A 23,912-nucleotide genomic window follows, 5' to 3' on the forward strand; every position below is an offset into this window, starting at 1 on the left:
ATATTAAGTTATATTTACAATAATAATATTCGGATTTTGGAGGTTGCCAGTTCATGAAATTTCGTCGTAGTGGTCGACTTGTTGATATGACAAACTACTTGCTTCATCATCCACATTCTTTAGTGCCGTTAACCCATTTTTCTGAAAAGTATCAATCTGCTAAATCCTCTATAAGTGAAGACTTAACCATTATTAAAGAAACTTTTGAGCAGCAAGGAATAGGAACGTTGTTAACAGTTCCTGGTGCAGCTGGTGGAGTCAAATTCATACCAAAGGTTGCGATAAGTGAAGCAAAGCAATTTATTGAAGAACTTTGTGAATTTATTGCAAAGCCGGAGAGGCTACTGCCGGGTGGATACTTATACTTAACTGATTTATTAGGCACTCCTTCTATTGTTAATAAAATAGGCCGGCTTTTTGCAACTGTTTTTAGTAACAGGAAGATCGATGTTGTTATGACTGTTGCAACAAAAGGGATTCCATTGGCTTATGCAGTAGCAGCACAACTGGATGTACCGGTGGTTATTGTAAGGAAAGACAGTAAGGTAACAGAAGGATCAACTGTAAGTATTAATTATGTTTCAGGCTCATCTAAGCGTATACAAACCATGCTGCTAGCTAAACGAAGCTTAAAAGAGGGATCTAATGTATTAATCATAGATGACTTCATGAAAGCAGGAGGCACCATAAATGGGATGGTAAGCCTTCTTGAGGAGTTTAAGGCAAAGGTAGCAGGGATCGGTGTTTTAGTCGAGACAGAGGGCGTTGAAGAGCGGTTGGTGGATCAATATGTTTCACTAGTGAAATTAGCTGATGTCGACGTTCGTGAACGAAATATCCAAGTAACAGACGGAAGTTACTTCCAAATTGTTAATGAAGAAAAGATTGGAGAGGATTTGAATGAGAACAGTTAGTACAAGCAATGCACCAGCAGCAATTGGACCATATTCACAAGGAATTATTGTTAATAACGTATTCTACAGCTCAGGTCAAATACCGTTAACAGCTGAGGGAGAAATGGTGACAGGTGATGTTGTTGAACAAACACATCAAGTGTTTCAAAATCTGAAGGCTGTACTTGAGGAAGCAGGTGCTTCTTTAGAAACGGTTATTAAAGCAACAGTCTTTCTTCAGGATATGAATTCATTTGTTCCGTTTAATGAAGTTTATGGTCAATACTTCTCGGAGCATAAACCAGCCCGTTCATGTGTCGAAGTAGCAAGACTACCTAAAGATGCATTAGTTGAAATAGAAGTTATTGCGTTAATTAAATAATATCTTTTGCCAATCACAAACTGTGATTGGTTTTTTTGTTTTGAGAATAGTTAATAGGTTCTATCAATGAAGATGATTGGAGCGGAAATTAACAGGTTCAAACAAGAAAATGTCGATAAAAATTTCTTTATAAAATTGGTATTCTTTTTAGATGAAGGAAGAAATTGTTGGTTTTCACTATTTTTTGTCAATAAATTTGCCCAAAAATAAAAAAATTTCAAAATAAGGGAGGAATAATAAAAAAAACGTTGAATTAAGTAACTAAAGTTTTTCATATGGGGGAAAAGGTGGTGAACAGAATGGAAGTTACAGACGTAAGATTACGCCGCGTAAATACCGAAGGACGTATGAGAGCAATTGCCTCTATTACGTTAGATCATGAGTTTGTTGTACATGATATTCGCGTAATTGATGGTAATAACGGTCTCTTTGTTGCGATGCCAAGTAAGCGCACTCCTGACGGTGAATTCAGAGATATTGCACACCCTATTAATTCTAGTACACGCGGAAAAATTCAAGATGCTGTATTAGCAGAATATCATCGTTTAGGTGAGTTAGAAGTAGAATTTGAAGAAGCAGGTGCTTCATAAAATAAAGATAAGGACTTTGCCTAATTGGGCAAAGTTCTTTTTAATTTGTCATTATCACAAGTTAAGAACAACCAACCTCTCCATTATCCCACTTACCATCTACTTTTCAGACTTTTTAAAAATAATGAACTTTCCTGTCACAAACGTGCGAAAAGCAAAACTTATGCTAAAATTAGAAATATCGTGTACTTTTTTTTGTTGTCTTGAAATAGGACTTATTTTAAGATATATTTTTTATGGATAAAAAGGTGTACTATTATAAACATTCTATAGATTACTTCTAATTGGGGGCCTAAATAATGGATAAACGGTATGCAGTAATTCTAGCTGCAGGTCAAGGCACAAGAATGAAATCTTCTTTATATAAAGTATTACATCCTGTTTGCGGAAAGCCTATGGTCCAGCATGTTTTAGATCAAGTGTCACAACTAACTTTATCTAAAATTGTAACGATTGTTGGTCACGGAGCAGAAAAGGTAAAGTCTCAGTTAGGTGACCAAACAGAATATGCTTTGCAAAGTGAACAACTAGGAACAGCACATGCTGTTATGCAGGCTGCTCCGTTTTTAGAAAATGAAGAAGGAACAACCATTGTTATTTGTGGCGATACACCGTTAATAACATCAGAAACAATGGCTGCTCTTTTGTCACATCATCAAGAGTCACAAGCAAAGGCAACAGTTTTGACAGCTAAAGCGGAAGATCCAACTGGATATGGGCGTATAGTTCGTAACGATAAGGGAACGGTAGAAAAGATAGTTGAGCATAAAGATGCGAGTGAAATAGAACGAGAACTAACAGAAATTAATACCGGTACATATTGCTTTGATAATAAGGAATTATTTGAAGCCTTAAGCCATGTATCAAACGATAACGTCCAAGGTGAATATTATCTTCCAGATGTGATTGAGATCCTACAAAAAGAAGGGAAAATTGTTTCTGCTTATCAAACTTCATCTTTTGATGAAACATTAGGTGTAAACGACCGAATTGCTTTATCACAAGCAGAAAAAATAATGAAGCAACGCATTAATAAAGAACATATGAAAAACGGGGTAACATTGATAGATCCTGATTCAACATATATTTCTGCTGAGACATCTATTGGTAAAGATACCGTGATTTATCCAGGGACAATGATTATTGGGAAAACAGTTATTGGTGAAGATTGTATCATCGGACCAAATACAGAAATAAAAGACTGCCACATTAACAATGCAACATCAATTAAGCATTCGGTTGCTCATGATAGTGAAATAGGTGCTTCCGTTTCAATTGGTCCTTTCGCACATATACGCCCACTTTCGACAATATCTGATGAAGTGAAAATTGGTAATTTTGTTGAAGTGAAAAAATCTAAAATGGGCAAAGGCAGCAAAGCATCACATCTAAGCTATATTGGAGATGCAGAGGTTGGTGCTGACGTAAACCTTGGATGTGGATCAATAACTGTTAACTATGATGGAAAAAATAAATATCTAACGAAAATAGAAGACGGTGCATTCATTGGCTGTAACTCAAACCTAATTGCACCTGTTACGATTGGAAAAGGTGCATATGTTGCTGCTGGTTCAACAGTAACAAATGATGTACCAGAAAAAGCATTGTCAGTTGCACGGTCAAGACAAGTAAATAAAGAGAATTATGTCGACCGATTAAATAATAAAAATTCCTAATGGAGGTTTTCACTTTACCATGTCAAATCGCTATGGAGATTCTAATTTAAAAATATTTGCACTCAATTCCAACCCGGCTCTCGCAAAAGAAATAGCGGATATTGTTGGTGTTGATTTAGGTAAAAGCTCTGTTACCCGTTTTAGTGATGGAGAAATTCAAATAAATATTGAAGAAAGTATTCGTGGTTGTGACGTTTATGTTATTCAATCAACAAGTGATCCTGTAAATGAGCACTTAATGGAATTGTTAATTATGATCGATGCCTTAAAGCGTGCATCAGCAAAAACAATTAACATTGTTATCCCTTACTATGGTTATGCGAGACAAGATCGTAAGGCAAGAGCAAGGGAGCCAATTACAGCTAAGCTTGTAGCGAATCTTTTAGAGACTGCCGGTTCTACTCGTGTTATTACACTGGATCTTCATGCACCACAGATTCAAGGATTCTTTGATATTCCGATTGATCATCTAATGGGGGTACCAATTTTAGGTGAGTATTTCTTAGGGAAGAATTTAGAGGATATTGTCATTGTTTCTCCTGATCATGGTGGCGTGACAAGAACTCGTAAATTAGCTGATAAACTAAAAGCTCCAATTGCGATTATTGACAAAAGACGTCCAAGACCAAATGTGGCAGAAGTTATGAACATTGTTGGTAATATTGAAGGGAAAACAGCAATTTTGATTGACGATATTATCGATACAGCTGGTACTATTACATTAGCTGCCAATGCACTAGAAGAAAACGGTGCAAAAGAAGTTTATGCTTGCTGTACCCACCCTGTTTTATCTGGACCTGCTATTGAACGTATTGCTAACTCAAAAATAAAAGAATTAGTTGTAACAAACTCAATTCTTCTGCCTGAAGAAAAAAGAATTGATAAACTAGTTGAACTTTCAGTAGCACCTTTAATTGGAGAAGCAATTATTCGTGTTCATGAAAAGCAATCAGTAAGTTTACTTTTTGATTAATAGAACTAAAACCTATTCAAGTCATTATGATTTGGATAGGTTTTTTTATTGCTGTAAATTATAGAATGTCACTCCAGGCGCCATCGGCTCGAGGTCATAATTCGACTAGGAATTGAAGGTACAGAACATCTTCTATTCCTTGTTGAATTATGCTTTTCATAGATAGGCGGGCGCCTTGCGCTTTTGTATTTATCGACAAGTTTTTGCAAAAAATGTTTATACCTTTCACATTATGGGCAAACAATATATAAGAACGAATTTCGTTAGGAAGGTGTAAACTATGACAACACTACAAGCAGTTAAAAGAACTGAATTCACTAATTCTGCAAAAAGAAAGGTACGTGAATCGGGGCAAATTCCAGCAATTATTTATGGTAAAAAAGTTGAAAGTAAGCCAGTAGCTTTAGATAGCATTGAACTTATTAAAACATTACGAGAAGAAGGAAAAAATACAGTAATTAATCTAGATGTAGATGGCTCATCACATGCTGTTATGCTATATGATATGCAAACAGATCCTTTAAAGAATGAAATTGTTCATGCTGACTTTCATATAGTAGACATGCAGGCAGACGTAGAGGTAGAAGTACCTCTTCATTTGACTGGTGAAGCTCAAGGAGTAAAGGACGGAGGCGTTCTTCAACAATCTTTACATGAAGTTACAATAAGCGCAAAACCAGGACAAATTCCACAAACAATTGATATTGATATTGCAAATTTAGCTGTAAATGATGCCCTTTATATAAAGGACTTAACATCAAGCGGTCAATATCAATTTGTACAGGATGAGGAACAGGTTGTTGCGTCAATCTTACCTCCTCAGCAGGAAGAAGAAATTGATAGTGGTGAAGAACAAGAACCAGGAACTCCAACAAATGAAGAAGGCCGAGAGCATAACGAGGAATAATTTCCAGTTAGCTTAGGTGCAAATAAAGTCTAAAAGTGTCAGTTTTTCATCCTTTATATCGACTTAAAGGAAAATGGAAAGCTGGCACTTTACTTTTGTTCAGAGAATGAATATGCTAAATAAGATGAATAGAATAAAATATTAGTGAAAACTTGAACACGCGATATTGAAATAGATGATTTGATGTGGTTAGGAGGGTATATATGAAACTCATCGTCGGGCTAGGAAATCCGGGTAGGCAGTATGAAAATACAAGACATAATGTAGGATTTAAAGTAATTGATCAACTTTCTGAGGATTTATCAATCCCTCTTGATCGCCAAAAGTATAATGGCATTTATGGAATAGGACATATTTCAGGAGAGAAAGTCATATTATTAAAACCACTCACCTACATGAATTTATCTGGAGAATGTATACGGCCCTTAATGGATTTTTATGATATGAATGTTGAGGATTTAGTTGTGATATATGACGATCTAGATTTACCTGTTGGTAAAATACGACTGCGAGCCAAAGGAAGTGCTGGTGGTCATAATGGGATAAAATCGATGATTCAGCACTTGGGAACCCAAGAATTTAACAGAATTCGAGTTGGAATTGACCGACCAACAAATGGAATGAAGATTTCAGATTATGTGCTTGGCCAATTTACGGAGGCTGATTTGCAAGGCATTAATGAGGCAATCAGTTATTCTGCAAAAGCATGTGAAAGCTGGATTCAACAACCATTTGTACAAGTAATGAATGAATATAATTAGTTAACCGGGTACGTGATGGGTTTTTAGCCTTTATCATGTATAACCTCCTGAACGAAGGTCCATACTATCAGTAAAAACATACCTTTCAGGAGGCTAAACATGGCTTTGCATTATTATTGTAGACACTGTGGTGTGAAGGTTGGAAGCCTTGATAATCAATCACTTTCTAGTCAGCAGCTAGGATTTGATTCTTTAACCAATGACGAACGTCAAGAAATGATTACCTACCAACAAAATGGAGATATGCATGTTAAAACAATTTGCGAGGACTGCCAGGATGCACTACATAGAAACCCTGATCTTCACCAAGTGGATAATTTGATTCAGTAAGGGCTTTGGGTGATACCCAAGGCATTTTTCTGTTTTGATGTGGTGAGTCCTCAATTCAACATGTCTATGGTAAAGTACCTTACCATTTATGAACTAAAATCAAATATATATTACAGTTTAACTAATTGATCAATTGAGAGGGGGGCTCTAGCTTGAATAGTTTGCAGCAATATTTTTATCATAATGATGATTTCAAAACCGTTGTATCTGGTATTGAGGAAGGACTAAAAGAACAGCTTGTTGCGGGCCTATCCGGTTCGGCAAGAACTGTTTTTACAGCATCACTGTATCATGAACTAAATAAGTCAATCTTGATTGTGACACATAACCTCTTCCAGGCTCAAAAAGTCTATGAGGATTTGCTAAACCTAATTAAAGAGGATGTGTACCTGTATCCTGTTAATGATTTAATTGCATCAGAGGTAGCTATTGCAAGCCCTGAATTAAAATCACAAAGAATAGAAGTTCTTAATCGACTGTCAGAGGGTAAACATTCTATTGTAGTTGCACCGGTAGCTGGTGTGAGAAGATTGCTTCCACCGAAACAGCTATGGAAGCAAAAGCAATTCAACTTATCATTAGGACAAGATATCGAGCTCGATAACTATATCCAAGATTTTATTGCTTTAGGATATGAAAGAGTAGACATGGTCAGCTCTCCAGGGGAATTTAGTGTTCGTGGTGGAATTCTTGATATATATCCTTTAACTGAAGAAAATGCAATTCGAATTGAACTGTTTGATACTGAAATTGACTCTATACGTTCTTTTAATATAGATGATCAAAGATCAGTAGAAATGTTAAAAATGATAACGATTGGGCCTGCTGTTGAAATACTAATAGATGCAGAAGCAAGAAATCGAAGCATAGAAGGTATTGAAGCGGGCTTAGCGAAGAATTTAAAAAAGCTAAAAAATGAGCAACAGAAGGAAATGCTTCTTGAGCATATTCAATATGATTTGGAGCGCCTGCGTAATAATCAGTTTAGTCACGATCTATTTAAGTATTCTTCTCTCCTATATGAGCAGCCTACTAGTTTACTAGATTATTTTCCTACTGATTCAATCGTAATTTTGGATGAAATCAGTAGGATTCACGAAACATATGATCAATTGGAACGGGAAGAGGCAGAGTGGTTTACCGGCTTACTTGAAGAAGGAAGGATTTTACAGGATATAAAGGTTTCACATTCGTATATGGATGTAATGACAAAAAGTAAACATCCTTCTATCTATCTTTCACTTTTCTTAAGACATGTGCCACATACAAGTCCACAAAATATATTAAATATATCTTGTAAACAAATGCAAAATTTCCATGGTCAGATGCATGTTTTAAAGAATGAACTTGAACGCTTTCAAAAAGCTCAATATTCTGTTGTGTTCTTAGGTGTAAATGATGAAAGAACAAAAAAGCTTGAGGATGTATTAGAGGACTATGAAATTCAGGCAAAAATATTGGGGCAAAACGATCCATTAATCGCTGGTCAAATTTCAATTGTTCAAGGAGATTTACAAACAGGATTTGAACTACCAATGCAAAAGCTTGCTGTGATCACGGAGGAAGAGCTTTTTAAGAAACGTGTGAAAAAGCAGGTTAGAAGGCAAAAGCTTTCGAATGCAGAGCGAATAAAAAGCTATTCAGAACTAGAAATTGGCGATTATGTTGTTCATGTTAATCATGGGATTGGTAAATATCTTGGTATTGAAACACTTGAAATAAACGGGATTCACAAGGATTATTTAAATATAAGATATCAGGGCAGTGATCAGCTCTATGTACCAGTTGAACAGATTGACCAAGTGCAAAAATATGTTGGTTCTGAAGGCAAGGAACCTAAGATTTACAAGCTTGGAGGAAATGACTGGCGCAGGGTTAAGAAGAAGGTTGAGTCTTCGGTTCAAGACATTGCAGATGATTTAATCAAATTATATGCTGAACGTGAAGCAAGTGAAGGATATGCATTCTCACCAGACGGTGAAATGCAGAAAGAATTCGAATTGGCCTTTCCATATCAAGAAACAGAAGATCAGATGCGTTCAATACAAGAAATTAAGAAGGATATGGAGCGTCTTCGTCCAATGGACCGTCTTTTATGTGGAGATGTTGGATATGGAAAAACAGAGGTTGCGATCCGTGCAGCATTTAAAGCTATTGCAGATGGTAAACAAGTTGCACTGCTAGTTCCAACCACTATTTTAGCTCAACAACACTTTGAAACCGTTAGAGAACGTTTTCAAGACTATCCTATTAACGTTGGTCTCTTAAGCCGTTTTAGAACTAGAAAAGAAATTACAGAAACAACAAAGGGATTAGGTAACGGTACCGTTGATATGGTTATTGGGACACATCGCCTTCTGTCTAAGGATATAAAATATAAGGACCTAGGATTGCTAATCATTGATGAAGAGCAACGTTTCGGTGTTACACATAAGGAAAAGATCAAACAATTAAAGGCGAATGTAGATGTGCTTACGTTAACAGCTACTCCAATTCCAAGAACCTTACACATGTCCATGTTAGGAGTAAGGGATTTATCTGTAATTGAAACGCCACCAGAAAATCGTTTTCCGGTTCAAACATATGTTGTTGAATACAATGGTGCACTCGTTCGAGAATCAATTGAAAGAGAAATGTCTCGTGGAGGTCAAGTTTTCTTTCTATATAACCGGGTAGAGGATATTGAAAGAAAAGCAGAGGAAATTTCTATGCTAGTACCTGATGCAAGGGTCACATATGCACACGGGAAAATGACTGAAAATGAGTTAGAATCTGTCATGTTAAGCTTCCTTGAGGGAGAATATGATGTGTTAGTAAGCACAACGATTATTGAAACCGGTGTAGATATTCCTAACGTTAACACGCTTATTGTTAATGATGCAGATAAGATGGGACTATCACAGCTTTATCAGCTGAGAGGACGAGTAGGTCGATCCAACCGGGTAGCTTATGCGTATTTTACGTATCGCAAAGATAAGGTGCTTACAGAAGTTGCTGAAAAAAGGTTACAAGCTATTAAGGAATTTACCGAATTAGGCTCAGGCTTTAAGATTGCAATGAGGGACCTTTCCATAAGGGGAGCAGGTAATCTATTGGGAGCCCAGCAGCATGGATTCATTGATTCTGTTGGTTTTGACTTGTATTCACAAATGCTGAAAGAAGCTATTGAAGAAAGACAAACTGATAAGCCGAAACGAAAAACAATCGATGTTGAAATTGATCTTCAAGTGGATGCATATTTACCGGAATCATATATTACAGATGGCCGTCAGAAGATCGATATGTATAAACGCTTTAGGTCAATTACTGAATTACAAGAGCTAGTAGAGTTGCAAGAAGAAATGATGGATCGCTTTGGAGAATATCCAGTAGAAGTAGATTATCTGTTCCAAATTGCCAAATTGAAGGTTTTTGCTATCCAAGAACGAGTTGAGTTAATTAAGCAGGATAAAGAAGTCATCACAATTCTCATAGAAGAAGAAGCCAGCAATTTAATTGATGGTCAAAAACTGTTTGATTTAAGTAATAAATATCAGCGAATCGTTGGTTTAGGAATGGAAGGCAGTAAATTAAAGCTAACAGTTAATACAAAAGGATTAGCTGTTGAGAAATGGCTTGGTATTACGACTGAACTTTTAAATGGGTTATCTCAAGTGAAAAAGGAAGAAATTCTTCAATAAAATAGGTTTAATAAGTGCGCATAAAGGATATTATTAATAGTTGCTTATCACTTTTATCTTAAAAAATCCGGTAAAGGATGTATATTACTCGAATGGTGAAGGATACTATTTTTAACAAACGATGATTGTTACATAGAAAAAAGCTCCTGTTTAATAAGAGGTTTTAATTATTATTTATGTTGTATGCAGGATCAACAATCGTCAATTTCCTATCATCCGATGAAAGTGAGGCAACGTAAGATGAAAGCAACTGGTATTGTTCGTCGCATTGATGATTTAGGTCGCGTAGTAATTCCAAAGGAAATTCGTAGGACATTACGAATTAGAGAAGGAGATCCATTAGAAATATTTGTGGATCGTGATGGTGAGGTCATTTTAAAGAAATATTCGCCAATCAGTGAGCTTAGCGACTTTTCTAAGGAATATGCAGATGCCCTATATGATAGTTTAGGTCATCCAGTTTTAATCTGTGATAGAGACACATTCATTGCTGTATCTGGTGGTTCAAAAAAGGAATACCTTAATAAGAACATCGGTGAAGTTGTCGAGCAGGTTATGGAGGAAAGAAACTCTGTTTTAAAAGCAGATGCTGGAGAAATTCAGGTCGTAGAAGGATTAAATGAAGATATTAAATCATATACGATTGGACCAATTGTGGCCAATGGTGACCCAATTGGAGCAGTCATTATTCTTTCCAAAGAGCAATCAATTGGTGAAGTTGAGCATAAGGCTGTAGAAACAGCTGCAGGATTTTTAGCTCGCCAAATGGAACAATAAGCTAGAAAAGGGGTGGCAATATTGCCACCCCTTTTGCTTTATTAAGAAGGCTATTCAAATATGCTATAATCGGATAGAGGATTTGGAGAGGAGACGGAATGAATAGTCAGAAAAACCATATAAACAAGGCCATGCAAGGTGCAATGATTTTGACTTTAGCGGGTTTGCTTACAAAAATCTTCAGTGCAGCTTACCGAGTCCCATATCAAAATATCGTCGGGGATATTGGTTTTTATATTTATCAACAAGTGTATCCCTTTTATGGAATGAGTGTGATTTTAGCAACTTCCGGCTTTCCGGTGATGATCTCAAAGGTAATGAGTGATTATGGATATGGTCATTCTATAAAGGTCCGCTCAAAAATAATGACAATTACTCTCTTGTACCTTATTGCCTTTGGCATGACTTTATCAATTTTCTTATACATATTATCAGCCCCCTTATCCATTTTTATGGGAGACATACATTTAGAACCATTGATTCAATTAGCTTCTGTTTCATTTTTAATTGTTCCCTTTGTTTCATTGTTACGAGGACATTTTCAAGCTGATCAAAACATGAATCCAACAGCTACTTCTCAAGTGGTTGAACAAGGTATTAGAGTATCCTTTATTTTATTAAGCTCATACTTTTTAATTAGAGAAGGCTTTGATTTATATATTGTAGGTCAAGGTGCTATCCTTTCTTCCATTATCGGCAGCTTAGCTGGGTTATTAATACTAATTTATATTTGGGTGAAAAAGGGTTATCGATTTAGTTGGAACCTTACTGCTCCTGTTTCAACCTGGAAAATAGTAAAAACTTTACTTACATACAGTTTAACAATTGGAATAAGTAGTTTATTGCTTATCCTTATTCAGTTAATAGATGCATTAAATTTGTATTCTCTCTTAGTAAATGGAGGTATGGAGGAAGAAGCCGCAAAGACATTAAAGGGTGTATATGACAGAGGACAGCCTTTAATACAATTAGGAACCGTAGTAGCTACTTCCTTTGCTTTATCTTTAGTACCGGCAATTGCCAATGCTAAGGTTAATAATGATGAAGGATTTATCCGTGAAAAATTAAGGCTTTCATTAAAGCTATGCTTTGTTATAGGCGCAGGTGCCTCTGGAGGACTAATAGTCTTAATGAAGTCTATTAATACAATGTTGTTCAGAAATTCATCAGGTACTGAAGTTTTAATGATTCTAAGTGGTTCCGTTTTATTTACATCCATATGTTTAACTTTATTTGCAATCTTACAAGGATTAGGACATACATTCGTTCCAGCCGTTGCTGTTCTTGTTGGAGCTGGAATAAAATTTATTGGTAATGAGCTATTCATAAAATATTTCGGGATTACCGGAGCAGCAATATCTACATTGATAGCCTATATGTTCATATCAATTATTATGATGTTTTATCTAATAAGTAAGGGGTATTCCTTTAGGGGTAATAAGAGCTTATATAAAATAGGTCTATCCTTGATTATTATGCTTGGAGTATTATTTCTAGCTCTAGAAATGAATAGTTATTTCAATATTCATAGTCGTACTTATTCAACTATAACTGCTTTAATAGGAGTGGTAATTGGTGCCCTTGTTTATGGGATAGCAATTATTAAATGTAAAGTCTTTACGAAAGAGGAAATGCAAAGTATCCCGGTTATAAATAAAATTATAAAATAGAGAGGTACATAAATGGCGAAAAAAATTACAATAGTCGGCTTAGGAGCTGGCGATCTTAATCAGTTACCATTTGGTGTATATCAGCTACTAACAAAAGCAGAGCATCTTTTTTTACGAACAAAGGAGCATCCTGTTATTCATGAATTGGATAGCTCAATTCGTTATGAGTCTTTTGATTCTATTTATGAAGAAAATGAGGACTTTGACAGAGTGTACCTCAATATTGTTGAGACCCTTTTACAGCAGGCGGAGAATACAGATATCGTTTATGCAGTACCTGGACATCCTCTTGTTGCAGAAAAAACGGTACAGCTTTTGCTAACAGAAGGTAGAGAAAAAGGGTATATTGTAACGGTTGAAGGTGGACAAAGCTTTCTGGATGCAACCTTTCAGGCTCTGGAAATAGATCCGATTGAAGGATTTCAGTTAGTAGATGCAATGACTTTAAGCAGTGAACAGTTACAGCTACAAGGTCATATTATTATTACACAAGTATATGATCAATTAATTGCTTCTGAAGTAAAGCTAACATTGATGGAACAGTTGCCTGATGATTATAAAGTGATGATCGTTACTGCAGCGGGAAGCAGTCAACAAGAATTGAAAGAAGTTGAGCTATACGAGTTGGATCGGGAAACAAATGTTCATAATCTAACCAGTGTATATGTTCCACCAATAGCAGAAGAAAAAATTGTTTATCACCAATTTCCAACGTTCAGAAAGATCATTGCTCAGTTACGAGGACCAAATGGGTGTCCTTGGGATAAGGAGCAAACACATCAATCTTTAAAGAAGTATTTAATTGAAGAGTGTTATGAATTAATTGAAGCAATTGATAAAGATGATATTGACCATATGATCGAAGAGCTTGGTGATGTGCTTTTACAGGTTGTTCTTCATGCTCAAATTGGTGAAGATGAAGGTATGTTTAGTATTGATGACGTTATTTCCGGAATTTCAGAAAAAATGGTAAGAAGGCATCCTCATGTATTTGGAGAAACAGCAGTAAATAGTACAGATGAGGTTTTGGCAAACTGGGATGAAATAAAAAAGAACGAAAAAGGATCCTCAGAAACACAATCAATTTTAGATTCTGTAGCTGGATCATTACCTGCTTTATCTAAGGCATATCATTTGCAGAAAAAAGCTGCAAAAATTGGCTTTGATTGGCCTTCTATTGATGGTACTTGGGAAAAAGTGAAAGAGGAAATAAGGGAATTTGAAGAAGAAATCTCATTAAAAAGAGATCAGCAACTTATTATGAAGGAATTTGGAGATCTATTATTTGCTTTAGTTAACGTAGGAAGACACTATAAAATAGAGTCAGAAGAAGCCTTATCCTCTACAAATGTTAAGTTTACTGATCGTTTTAATTATATTGAGAAACAAGCCAAGCTAATTGGTAAGGAACTAGAGAAGATGACATTAGAAGAAATGGACGAACTCTGGAATGAAGCAAAGACTTTAGATAAAAAGAGGGATGAACAATGAGACTTGATAAATTTCTAAAGGTTTCAAGATTAATAAAAAGAAGAACATTAGCAAAAGAAATTGCTGATCAAGGCCGAATTGCCATTAATGGTACTCCAGGTAAAGCGAGTTCAATTGTTAAAATCGGGGATGAACTTGTTATTCGTTTTGGTCAAAAACTAGTTACAGTTGTTATTGAAGAGCTAAAAGAAACGACAAAAAAAGAAGAAGCAACAAATCTTTATCGCGTAGTAAAGGAAGAGAAAATTAATCAAGAACCGTTCGATATGTAACATATTTTAAAGGGTAACGACCGGGGGTTTTTCCTAACTCGATGTCGGCTTATTGTTGCTATGTTTTATACATCATTCGCTTTTCATATGGCTTGTTCTAAACCGAATTCTAATGACATACACATGTAAAAGAAAATCCTTTATTAGAATTCGGAGGTAGAATATGAGTCAGTACTATGAAAATAATGCGTCTGTCCATAAAGGAACAATTCAAGAGCATGATGTAATCATGCGAGGGAGAAAATTATTAGAAATTACAGGTGTAAAACAGGTAGAAAGCTTTGATAATGAGGAATTTTTATTAGACACAGTCATGGGTGCACTAGCAATCCGCGGACAAAACCTTCAAATGAAAAATTTAGATGTTGATAAAGGGATTGTTTCCATTAAAGGAAGCAGAATCTTTGATCTGATTTATCTAGATGAGCAGCATGCGGAGAAAGCTAAAGGACTCTTTAGCAAGTTATTTAAATGAGTTTATCAACACAGTTTTATACAATGCTAGCAATGGTAGGAATGGGAAGTTGGATTGGAGCAGCTCTGGATACATATGGTCGCTTTTTAAAGCGGCCATTAAGAGCCAGGTGGGTTGTCTTCATAAATGACTTTATGTTTTGGGTCGTTCAAGGACTGATCCTATTTTATCTTTTGTTACTTGTAAATGAAGGTGAACTTAGGATTTATATATTCCTAGCGGTGCTTTGTGGATATGCAGCTTATCAAAGTCTTTTCAAGAAAATATATTTAAGCCTTTTAGAGCGAATAATACAGACAAGCATAAGATTATATAGGGTTTTGGTTAATATTGGACGAGCGATGATTGTTAGACCAATAAAAGGACTCATTCAACTAATTATCGTTATTTTATTAGGAACGTTAAAAGTTCTTTGGAGTATTATAAAATGGGTCTTTCAATTCCTATATTCATTGGTTAAAATCTTATTAGCACCCCTAAGATGGATTTTTATCCTTTTGTGGAAACTTGTTCCTAGAGGGATAAGAAATTTCCTTATAAGAAATATTGCCAATATGGCAGGAAATTTCAAAAAAGTCAAGAATACAACTAATAAGATGAAAACCTGGTGGCAACGATTTAGGAAGAAGTAAGGAGGACTAGTATGAGTCTCGAGAGATCGAAGAAAATTACAGAGCTACAATCACAATATGCAATGGAGCAAGAGAGACAACAGCAAATTTCAAACAGACGAAAAAGAGGCTTATTCAGACGATTATTCGTGTTAGGACTATTAGCTATTATCACTTCCTCCATTATTATAACCACCTTATATAAGCAATCAGTTGCAATTGATGAAAAGCTTGAGCAACAGAATAAGCTTGAAGAAGAACTCACAAGTTTACAAAAGGAAGAAAAAATATTAAGAGAAGAAATAGTGAAGCTTAATGATGATGAGTATATTGCTAAGATTGCAAGAAGAGACTATTTCTTGTCAGACGACAATGAGATCATCTTTAATATAAAAGATTAGCCTTGTTGACACTGGATTTTTTATTTATGTATAATATAATAAAGCTTTGAATGATTTTTTATCTGTTTAAGGAGGAGCATTATTTTTATGTCGATTGAAGTTGGCAGCAAGTTACAGGGAAAGGTAACGGGCATTACGAATTTTGGAGCGTTTGTGGAGTTACCGGGTGGTTCAACAGGACTTGTTCACATCAGTGAAGTAGCCGATAATTATGTGAAAGATATTAACGATCACTTAAAAGTCGGAGATGAAGTAACAGTTAAGGTAATCAATGTAGAAAATGACGGAAAGATTGGCTTATCAATTAAAAAGGCAATCGATCGTCCAGAACGCCCAGAGCGTCCAGAGCGTCCACAACGTCAGGAACGTCCAAGAAATTCAGATCGCCCAAGATCAAGAGGAAATGATTTCCGCAACAACAGCAATAATAAAGAAAACTTTGAACAAAAAATGAATCGTTTCTTAAAAGATAGTGAAGATCGTTTAGCTTCATTAAAACGCAATACAGAATCAAAACGTGGTGGTCGTGGAGCTAGAAGAGGATAGCTTGCTGCTTTCATATACATTATTTAAAAAGAGAAAACATTATAATTGTTTTCTCTTTTTTATACTAAATTATTTTCATATTGACGAAAGATGATTTGAATTGTATTATATTATTTGTGCCTAATAGAGGAACAGTATGGCGGTGTAGCTCAGCTGGCTAGAGCGAGCCGTAAACATCCTGAATCATCTCCTTTGTAGGCTTGCGAGGAATGTGTCTGACAAGAGACATGACGAGCACGGTTTAACCAAGGAGCGTTTTGATAATTATGGCGGTGTAGCTCAGCTGGCTAGAGCGTACGGTTCATACCCGTGAGGTCGTGGGTTCGATTCCCTCCGCCGCTACCATATAACAACATAATACTAAGGCCCATTGGTCAAACGGTTAAGACACCGCCCTTTCACGGCGGTAACACGGGTTCGAATCCCGTATGGGTCATATTTTTAAAAAACTAGTTGCAGAAATGTAGCTAGTTTTTTTGTGTTTTTTAACTAGTTTAGACTCTTTAAAAAAGGAAGTTATATAAATTTTGGTTAGTGAACGACAAAATTGATAAGGATGAGAAGTGGAATGTCGTTCATAAGGCCGATGAACGACAAACCCACTGGGAAAAAGAGCAGAAAGTCGTTCATAAACCGGATGAACGACAAACCCAATGGGAGAAGGAAGCGAAATGTCGTTCATATCCATAAAGACAAACTAACAGGAACAAAAACGCAGCACATCCTCCATTAAGACAATGAATGATCCTAATTAATAATAGGAAAACACCCCATAACACAGAAACTCTATGCCTAAAAAACTCATCAAAACATTCTTTAGACTATTCTTGACCTCATACAACACAATTCACAACAATTTGACGAATAGCATAAGCAAAATACTCTAGAAGAATTAGATATTTGTCGCATACTTCAAAAACAGTCGAACGGTTTTTGGAATAGTTACCCTTCTTTTGACAAATTCCTGAATAGACCTTCGATATAATAGCACCAATATGAATAAGTGGGGGAATGAAAAATGGAAAAAGTAGAAAGAAGGTTAATGGAGCCGATATCTGATTTGGGAATGGACAAAACCCAACAAGTGTTCAATCGAATCTTTCACCGATTTTCATCTAAGCTGCAGCTTTTCCTCTTACATAAAGGAATCATTTATGCCTTGATCGGATTTTTATTGGGACGAGCTATTATTTTGTCGGAGGTATTACCTTTTGCTCTTCCATTCTTCGGCGCTATTTTTCTTATGAAGCGGGATAAAGTAGCATTAGCGGGGCTTTCGTTGATTGCTGGGGGTTTAACGGTTTCTTTTGAGGTTGCTTTAGTTATCACAGTATCTATCATTGGTTTTCTTGTTCTGAATCGTTTAGCATCCTATCTTTTTAAGGATCAGTTAAAGATATTACCATTTGTTATCTTTAGTACGGTGGCTCTGACAAGAATTGCCTACTCTTTTGCAATTAAATCGTCGCTAACTTTATATGATTATATGATGGCTGGAGTCGAATCAGGCTTATCATTTATATTAACGTTAATTTTTCTTCAGAGTATTCCATTGATATCGGCACGAAAGTATAAACAATCACTAAAAATTGAAGAGATTATTTGCATTATGATCCTTTTAGCCTCGGTGATGACAGGAATGGTAGGAGTTTCTTTTCAAAACCTGCAAGCTGAACATATTTTCTCTAGATATATTGTTCTCTTGTTTGCATTTATTGGAGGATCTAGCATTGGTTGTACCGTTGGTGTAGTAACGGGGTTAATTTTAAGCTTGGCCAATGTAGGAAACCTTTATCATATGAGCCTTCTCGCCTTTTCCGGATTGTTAGGTGGATTATTACGTGAAGGAAATAAACTAGGAACCTCAATTGGACTTTTGGTTGGTTCAGTTCTTATTTCCTTATATGGACAAGGTTCTGCTGACTTAATGACGACATTAATTGAATCAATGATTGCGATTCTCTTATTTTTAATTACTCCCAAAGTAGTAACTGGTCGATTGGCTAAGCATATTCCTGGCACAAATGAACATGCGCATGAGCAACAGCAATATGTGAGGAAAATTCGTGATGTAACAGCGCATCGTGTTGAACAATTTTCTCAAGTTTTTAATGCTTTATCCGAAAGCTTTACTACCTTTTATGATAAAGATGAATATGAAGACACAGAACAACGAGAAACAGATCTGTTTTTAAGTAGGATTACAGAGAGTACTTGTCAGCATTGCTTTAAAAAAGAAAAATGCTGGGTGGAAAACTTTGATAAAACATATGATTTAATGCAAAACATTATGCATGAAAATAAGCAAAATACGTACCAGAATAATATGAAATTAAAGAAAGAGTTTGATCGACATTGTTCTAAGGCAAGTAGAGTAGAAGAAGCGATTGATCAGGAAATCAACTATTTTCAGGCAAATCAAAAGCTGAAAAAAGAGGTTCAGGAAAGTCGCAGATTAGTTGCTGAACAGTTATTAGGTGTATCAAATGTGATGGGAGATCTTTCAAAGGAAATTAAAAGAGAAAGAGAAAATCATTTTGTTCAGGAAGAACAGATTTTGGATGCATTGCAGAACTTTGGCATTGAAATTGTAAACGTTGATATTTATAGCGTAGAACAAGGAAATGTTGATATAGAGATGAGTATTCCTTTCTGTAATGGACATGGAGAATGTGAAAAAATTATAGCTCCAATGTTATCTGATATTTTGGAGGAATCCATTATCGTTAAAAAAGAGGAATGTGCAAACTATCCAAACGGTTATTGTCATGTTTCATTTGGATCAGCTAAAAGATACCGAATTGAAACCGGTGTTGCTCATGCAGCAAAGGGAGGCGGATTAGTATCCGGAGATAGTTATTCCATGATTGATCTTGGAGTTGGGAAGTTTGCTGTTGCAATAAGTGATGGAATGGGAAATGGTGTTAGAGCTCATTTTGAAAGCAATGAAACGATTAAGCTGCTTCAGAAAATATTACAGTCTGGTATTGAAGAAAAAGTGGCAATTAAAACAATCAACTCCATTTTAAGTTTAAGAACAACAGATGAAATTTTCTCTACTTTGGATCTAGCGATTATTGATTTACAGGATGGTAGCAGTAAATTCTTGAAAATTGGTTCTACACCAAGCTTTATCAAACGTGGGGATAAGATTATAAAAATTCAAGCTAGTAATCTACCTATGGGCATTATTGAGGATTTTGATGTTGATGTTGTTGGCGAGAAGCTTAAAGCGGGAGATTTGTTGATTATGATGAGTGATGGAATTTTTGAAGGTCCTAAACATGTTGAAAATTATGACCTATGGATGAAGCGTAAAATTAGTGAAATGAAAACAACTGATCCGCAGGAAATAGCTGATTTGATTATGGAAGAGGTGATTAGAACAAGATCAGGCAAAATAGAGGATGATATGACAGTTGTTGTTTCATCTATTGAGCATAATACACCTAAATGGGCAAGCATCCCTGTTTCTTCAAAGAAAATAGGATAATCATAGAGTATAAAATAAGCCCCTTCTGGCGAGTATGGTAATAGTCTATTTTTCTGTTAAGCAAAGGGAAAAATTTTGGAGAATGAAAATCATCTCTCTAGGAGGGTAAACATGGAGAAAGGTCATCTAAAACAAATTTTATTAATCACTGATGGTTGCTCAAATCATGGGGAAGATCCAATTGCAATGGCAGCATTAGCTAATGAACAAGGAATTACAGTTAATGTAATTGGTGTATTAGAGGAAAATGTAATCGACCAAGAATCACTCCAAGAAGTTGAAGGGATTGCGATGTCTGGTGGAGGAGTACACCAAATTGTTTATGCACACCAGCTTTCACAAACTGTTCAACATGTAACAAGAAAGGCTATGACTCAAACACTTCAAGGTGTTGTGAATAAAGAACTTCAGCAAATTTTAGGTAAGAGTACCTCAATGGAAGAGCTGCCACCAGAAAAACGTGGTGAAGTTATGGAGGTAGTGGATGAACTAGGTGAGAAGGCTAGTTTAGAAATTCTCATTTTAGTTGATACAAGTGCTAGTATGAAACCGAAGTTACCAACTGTAAAGGAAGCATTATTAGATTTATCAATAAGTCTGAATTCTAGAATAGGTGATAATCGTTATGCTGTGCTAATATTTCCTGGGAAAAAGGATGAGGTTGAAAAAGTGCTAGATTGGACACCAAAATTAGAGTCTTTATCATCTATTTTTCCGAAATTATCTACAGGTGGTATTACGCCGACTGGCCCAGCAATAAGAGAAGCCATTCAGCACTTTAAGAAAAAACGCTCCCTAAAAAGTTTATTAAGAAACGAAGAAGATTACTACGATGAATCAGGCATGTAATCTTTCACCAGGAACAACGATTGTTGGAAAATGGAATGGGGAGAGTTACACCATTATAAAAGCGCTTGGACAAGGTGCAACAGGCAATGTTTACTTAGGTGATAGTAGACAAGGTAAAGTAGCAATTAAGCTTAGTGAAAATAGCATGGCAATTACTTCTGAGGTAAATGTGCTAAAACATTTTTCTAAGGTCCAAGGTACTTCACTTGGGCCTTCTTTGCTTGATGTAGATGATTGGAAAAATCATTCCCAAAAATTAATATCATTTTATGTAATGGAATATGTACAAGGAAAAAACTTTCTTGAATTTGTTGAACAAAGAGGAATAGAGTGGTCTACTGTACTCACACTTCAGTTACTTACCAATTTGGAAAAACTTCATCAGGAAGGCTGGGTATTTGGAGACTTAAAACCTGAAAATTTAATTGTGTCAGGTCCACCACCTAAAATAAGATGTATTGATGTTGGAGGCACAACCCAGCAAGGGCGATCTATTAAAGAGTTCACAGAGTTTTTTGATAGAGGCTATTGGGGAATGGGTAACCGTAAAGCAGAGCCAACATATGACTTGTTCTCGGTTGCAATGATTATCATTAATGCTGCCTATCCGAAACGATTTAAGAAAATGAGTGATCGCGATGGACAAGCTCAGTTAATGGAGAAAATCAATCAGCATCCTTTTCTAAATCAACATAGAGATGTTTTACAACAAGCATTATTAGGGAAATACACTAATGCACGGGAAATGAAGTCAGGCTTTATTCAGTTATTATCTAATAAAGCTAGTAAAGATAAACCTCGTTCACAGTCGTACCAAACAAGGGTATCCAAGCAACAACAAAGCCCTCCAAAAGGAAGGCAATCAAATAAAAAAACGCAACCTCAACCCCAACATTCTAGAACACAAGTGAAACAGAATAAAAAGAAACAGAAGAAAAGAAGTCATGTTCTTGAGACACTAGTTATTTTAATAGGTGTTTTTGTTGTCTATTCACTTTATGTTTACCATGTTCTAATGTAAAAATGTTAATTTGTAGTAAAAATATGTTGAATATGTGAACGAGTCCTTTCTTTTTTGTTTTTCTTACCAGAAAAGTGGTAGGATTATTATAGGTTAAAACCATAGCAATTCGTTAAATGAGGGGAAAATGGTGAAAAATTTTGAGGCCATTATTCAAAAACAGCAATTGTTTGAGACTGGATCAACAATTGTAGTAGGTGTTTCTGGTGGTCCTGACTCTCTAGCATTGCTTCATTTGCTCTATCAAGTTAGAGAAAAAATGAACCTTAATATTGTGGCAGCACATGTTGATCATATGTTTAGGGGCAAGCAATCTGAAGATGAGATGCATTTTGTTATCAACTTCTGTAAGACATATCAAATAACCTGTGAAGCAACAAGAATCAATGTTTCTGCTTATGCTAAAACAAAAAAGATAAGTGCTCAAGTTGCTGCTAGGGAATGTCGTTATCATTTTTTTACAGAAGTCTTAGATAAATATCAAGCCGACTATCTAGCGCTTGGTCATCATGGAGATGACCAGGTGGAAACCATATTAATGAGAATGGTAAGAGGTAGTACAGGTGAGGCATTAGCTGGTATGAAAATGAAGCGACCATATCATAATGGGTTTCTAATAAGACCTCTTTTAGCCTATTCTAAGCAGCAAATTCTTAACTATTGTAAAGAAAATGAGTTAATGCCAAGATTTGATCCAAGTAATGAGAAAAGTGATTACACTAGAAATCGATTTAGAAAGCATGTTCTTTCCTTTTTAAAACAAGAAAATCCGCTTGTTCATGAAAGATTTCGTTATTTTAGTGAAACCTTATTAGAGGATGAATCGTATTTACAGGTATTAACCGAGGAAAGCATGAATAAAGTAATCAAAAGAAAAGAAAAATCGGCTGTTGAAATGGATATCAAAAGGTTCTTAAGCCTACCTTTGCCTTTACAAAGAAGAGGGATTAAACTAATATTAAACTATCTATATGTAAATATTCCATCTTCCCTTTCTTCTATACATATTGAGAGTTTGCAGGCGCTGCTCTCGCAGAATCACCCTTCAGGTTCACTGGATTACCCAGACGGTTTAAAAGTGATAAAGTCATATCATATGTGTTTGTTTACTTTTGAACATAAAGAAGCAACAGAATATTGCTTAGATCTTACTATCCCTTCTGTTTTGTCAATCCCAAACGGAAATGGCAGCATATCCTGCAGTTTTGTTAGTGAAGCTGGGGTTCAGGCAAAGGGCAACGACATTTTTCTACTTAATAGTCAGGATCTATATGAACCTTTAATCGTACGAACACGAAAACAGGGAGATAAAATGAAATTGAAAGGCATGAACGGTACAAAAAAGGTAAAAGATATATTTATTGATGAGAAAATCCCATTACATAGCCGGCATTCATGGCCAATCGTAGAAGATGGAAAAGGGAACATCCTTTGGATTCCTGGTCTAAAAAAGTCTAGTTATGAGGCTGAGAATATAGAAGGGGATGGATGTATTGTATTACAATTTAGGAGCTAATCTTCTAGGGGGCACACATTAATGAGACAAGACATTGAAGAAATTTTAGTTACATCTGAGCAAATCCAAGAAAAGGTAAAAGAGCTTGGAGCGATCCTAACAGAGGATTATAAGGACTCATTTCCACTTGCAATAGGTGTTCTAAAAGGGGCAATGCCTTTTATGGGCGACCTATTAAAGAATATTGATACATATTTGGAAATGGATTTTATGGATGTTTCAAGTTATGGAACATCAACAGTTTCTTCTGGAGAAGTAAAAATTATCAAGGACTTAGATACTTCAGTTGAGGGAAGAGATATCCTGATCATTGAAGATATCATTGATAGTGGTTTAACACTAAGCTATCTTGTTAAACTATTCCGCTATCGTAAAGCAAAATCAATCAAGATTGTTACACTGCTTGACAAACCAACTGGAAGAAAAGCTGATATTAACGCAGACTATGTAGGCTTTGAAGTACCAGACGCATTTGTTGTAGGGTATGGATTAGACTATGTGGAAAAATATCGAAATCTTCCATATATCGGGGTGTTAAAGCCTGAGATTTATCAAAAATAATCTCAATTTCTAATTTGTTGTATTACCATGATTTTCT

22 protein-coding genes and 2 tRNA genes are annotated in these 23,912 nt (G+C 35.7%); all 24 read left to right on the forward strand.

Translation table 11 applies throughout. From position 1 onward, the window contains the following. The first annotated feature begins 53 nt into the window (after positions 1-53). The 24 genes from purR to hpt all read left to right on the forward strand — a co-directional run bounded on the left by purR (position 54) and on the right by hpt (position 23,875). Positions 54-914, forward strand: coding sequence for a pur operon repressor (gene purR / locus D9842_RS20550; RefSeq protein ID WP_121664127.1), 861 nt, complete (start codon positions 54-56; stop codon positions 912-914). Further along, positions 901-1,275, forward strand: a complete 375-nt coding sequence (ridA, locus tag D9842_RS20555; protein ID WP_121664128.1) for a 2-iminobutanoate/2-iminopropanoate deaminase — start codon at positions 901-903, stop codon at positions 1,273-1,275. Before purR ends, ridA begins: the two co-directional genes overlap by 14 nt. A gap of 299 nt (positions 1,276-1,574) precedes the next feature. Beyond that, the gene (spoVG, locus tag D9842_RS20560) at positions 1,575-1,865 is read left to right on the forward strand and encodes a septation regulator SpoVG (RefSeq protein ID WP_026562422.1); all 291 of its coding nucleotides are present in this window, start codon (positions 1,575-1,577) and stop codon (positions 1,863-1,865) included. A gap of 299 nt (positions 1,866-2,164) precedes the next feature. Then, positions 2,165-3,541: a bifunctional UDP-N-acetylglucosamine diphosphorylase/glucosamine-1-phosphate N-acetyltransferase GlmU gene (gene glmU / locus D9842_RS20565; RefSeq protein ID WP_121664129.1), complete on the forward strand. Its 1,377-nt coding sequence runs from the start codon at positions 2,165-2,167 to the stop codon at positions 3,539-3,541. A 19-nt stretch (positions 3,542-3,560) separates the two neighbouring features. Continuing rightward, entirely contained in the window at positions 3,561-4,514 is a 954-nt protein-coding gene (locus tag D9842_RS20570; RefSeq protein ID WP_098795100.1) for a ribose-phosphate diphosphokinase, read from the forward strand. 280 nt (positions 4,515-4,794) lie between these two features. Then, positions 4,795-5,421: a 50S ribosomal protein L25/general stress protein Ctc gene (locus D9842_RS20575; protein WP_121664130.1), complete on the forward strand. Its 627-nt coding sequence runs from the start codon at positions 4,795-4,797 to the stop codon at positions 5,419-5,421. 203 nt (positions 5,422-5,624) lie between these two features. Then, a complete protein-coding gene (gene pth / locus D9842_RS20580) occupies positions 5,625-6,182 on the forward strand; it encodes an aminoacyl-tRNA hydrolase (protein ID WP_121664131.1) in 558 nt (185 codons plus the stop codon). Between the two features lie 99 nt (positions 6,183-6,281). Next, positions 6,282-6,512: an anti-sigma-F factor Fin gene (locus D9842_RS20585; protein ID WP_121664132.1), complete on the forward strand. Its 231-nt coding sequence runs from the start codon at positions 6,282-6,284 to the stop codon at positions 6,510-6,512. Between the two features lie 152 nt (positions 6,513-6,664). Continuing rightward, positions 6,665-10,192, forward strand: a complete 3,528-nt coding sequence (gene mfd, locus D9842_RS20590; RefSeq protein WP_121664133.1) for a transcription-repair coupling factor — start codon at positions 6,665-6,667, stop codon at positions 10,190-10,192. Between the two features lie 240 nt (positions 10,193-10,432). Beyond that, positions 10,433-10,969 carry a stage V sporulation protein T gene (gene spoVT, locus D9842_RS20595; RefSeq protein WP_121664134.1) on the forward strand — a complete coding sequence of 179 codons (537 nt, stop codon included), beginning with the start codon at positions 10,433-10,435 and terminating at the stop codon, positions 10,967-10,969. Between the two features lie 98 nt (positions 10,970-11,067). Then, a complete protein-coding gene (locus tag D9842_RS20600; RefSeq protein WP_121664135.1) occupies positions 11,068-12,639 on the forward strand; it encodes a putative polysaccharide biosynthesis protein in 1,572 nt (523 codons plus the stop codon). 12 nt (positions 12,640-12,651) lie between these two features. Beyond that, positions 12,652-14,130, forward strand: a complete 1,479-nt coding sequence (gene mazG / locus D9842_RS20605) for a bifunctional methyltransferase/pyrophosphohydrolase YabN (protein ID WP_121664136.1) — start codon at positions 12,652-12,654, stop codon at positions 14,128-14,130. Next, positions 14,127-14,402: an RNA-binding S4 domain-containing protein gene (locus D9842_RS20610; RefSeq protein ID WP_121664137.1), complete on the forward strand. Its 276-nt coding sequence runs from the start codon at positions 14,127-14,129 to the stop codon at positions 14,400-14,402. Before mazG ends, D9842_RS20610 begins: the two co-directional genes overlap by 4 nt. A gap of 163 nt (positions 14,403-14,565) precedes the next feature. Further along, the gene (gene yabP, locus D9842_RS20615; RefSeq protein WP_098795091.1) at positions 14,566-14,877 is read left to right on the forward strand and encodes a sporulation protein YabP; all 312 of its coding nucleotides are present in this window, start codon (positions 14,566-14,568) and stop codon (positions 14,875-14,877) included. Next, positions 14,874-15,509, forward strand: coding sequence for a spore cortex biosynthesis protein YabQ (yabQ, locus tag D9842_RS20620; protein WP_121664138.1), 636 nt, complete (start codon positions 14,874-14,876; stop codon positions 15,507-15,509). Before yabP ends, yabQ begins: the two co-directional genes overlap by 4 nt. 11 nt (positions 15,510-15,520) lie before the next feature. After that, positions 15,521-15,889, forward strand: a complete 369-nt coding sequence (locus tag D9842_RS20625) for an FtsB family cell division protein (RefSeq protein WP_098795089.1) — start codon at positions 15,521-15,523, stop codon at positions 15,887-15,889. A gap of 87 nt (positions 15,890-15,976) precedes the next feature. Next, entirely contained in the window at positions 15,977-16,435 is a 459-nt protein-coding gene (locus D9842_RS20630; RefSeq protein ID WP_121664139.1) for a S1 domain-containing RNA-binding protein, read from the forward strand. Between the two features lie 268 nt (positions 16,436-16,703). Next, positions 16,704-16,780: transfer RNA gene (locus D9842_RS20635), tRNA-Met, on the forward strand. Between the two features lie 19 nt (positions 16,781-16,799). After that, positions 16,800-16,871, forward strand: a tRNA-Glu gene (locus tag D9842_RS20640). Between the two features lie 582 nt (positions 16,872-17,453). After that, complete coding sequence (spoIIE, locus tag D9842_RS20645) at positions 17,454-19,928, forward strand: stage II sporulation protein E (protein ID WP_121664140.1); 2,475 nt, start codon at positions 17,454-17,456, stop codon at positions 19,926-19,928. Positions 19,929-20,003: 75 nt separating this feature from the next. Beyond that, entirely contained in the window at positions 20,004-20,777 is a 774-nt protein-coding gene (locus D9842_RS20650) for a VWA domain-containing protein (RefSeq protein ID WP_257535932.1), read from the forward strand. After that, a complete protein-coding gene (locus tag D9842_RS20655) occupies positions 20,761-21,798 on the forward strand; it encodes a protein kinase domain-containing protein (RefSeq protein ID WP_121664142.1) in 1,038 nt (345 codons plus the stop codon). The genes D9842_RS20650 and D9842_RS20655 overlap by 17 nt, the downstream gene beginning before the upstream one ends. A 127-nt stretch (positions 21,799-21,925) precedes the next feature. Beyond that, positions 21,926-23,314, forward strand: coding sequence for a tRNA lysidine(34) synthetase TilS (tilS, locus tag D9842_RS20660; RefSeq protein WP_121664143.1), 1,389 nt, complete (start codon positions 21,926-21,928; stop codon positions 23,312-23,314). A 21-nt stretch (positions 23,315-23,335) separates the two neighbouring features. Then, positions 23,336-23,875: a hypoxanthine phosphoribosyltransferase gene (gene hpt, locus D9842_RS20665; RefSeq protein ID WP_098795083.1), complete on the forward strand. Its 540-nt coding sequence runs from the start codon at positions 23,336-23,338 to the stop codon at positions 23,873-23,875. Positions 23,876-23,912: the final 37 nt, after the last annotated feature.

Origin of the sequence: Metabacillus litoralis, assembly GCF_003667825.1 — a bacterium.
Lineage (GTDB): Bacteria > Bacillota > Bacilli > Bacillales > Bacillaceae > Metabacillus > Metabacillus litoralis_B.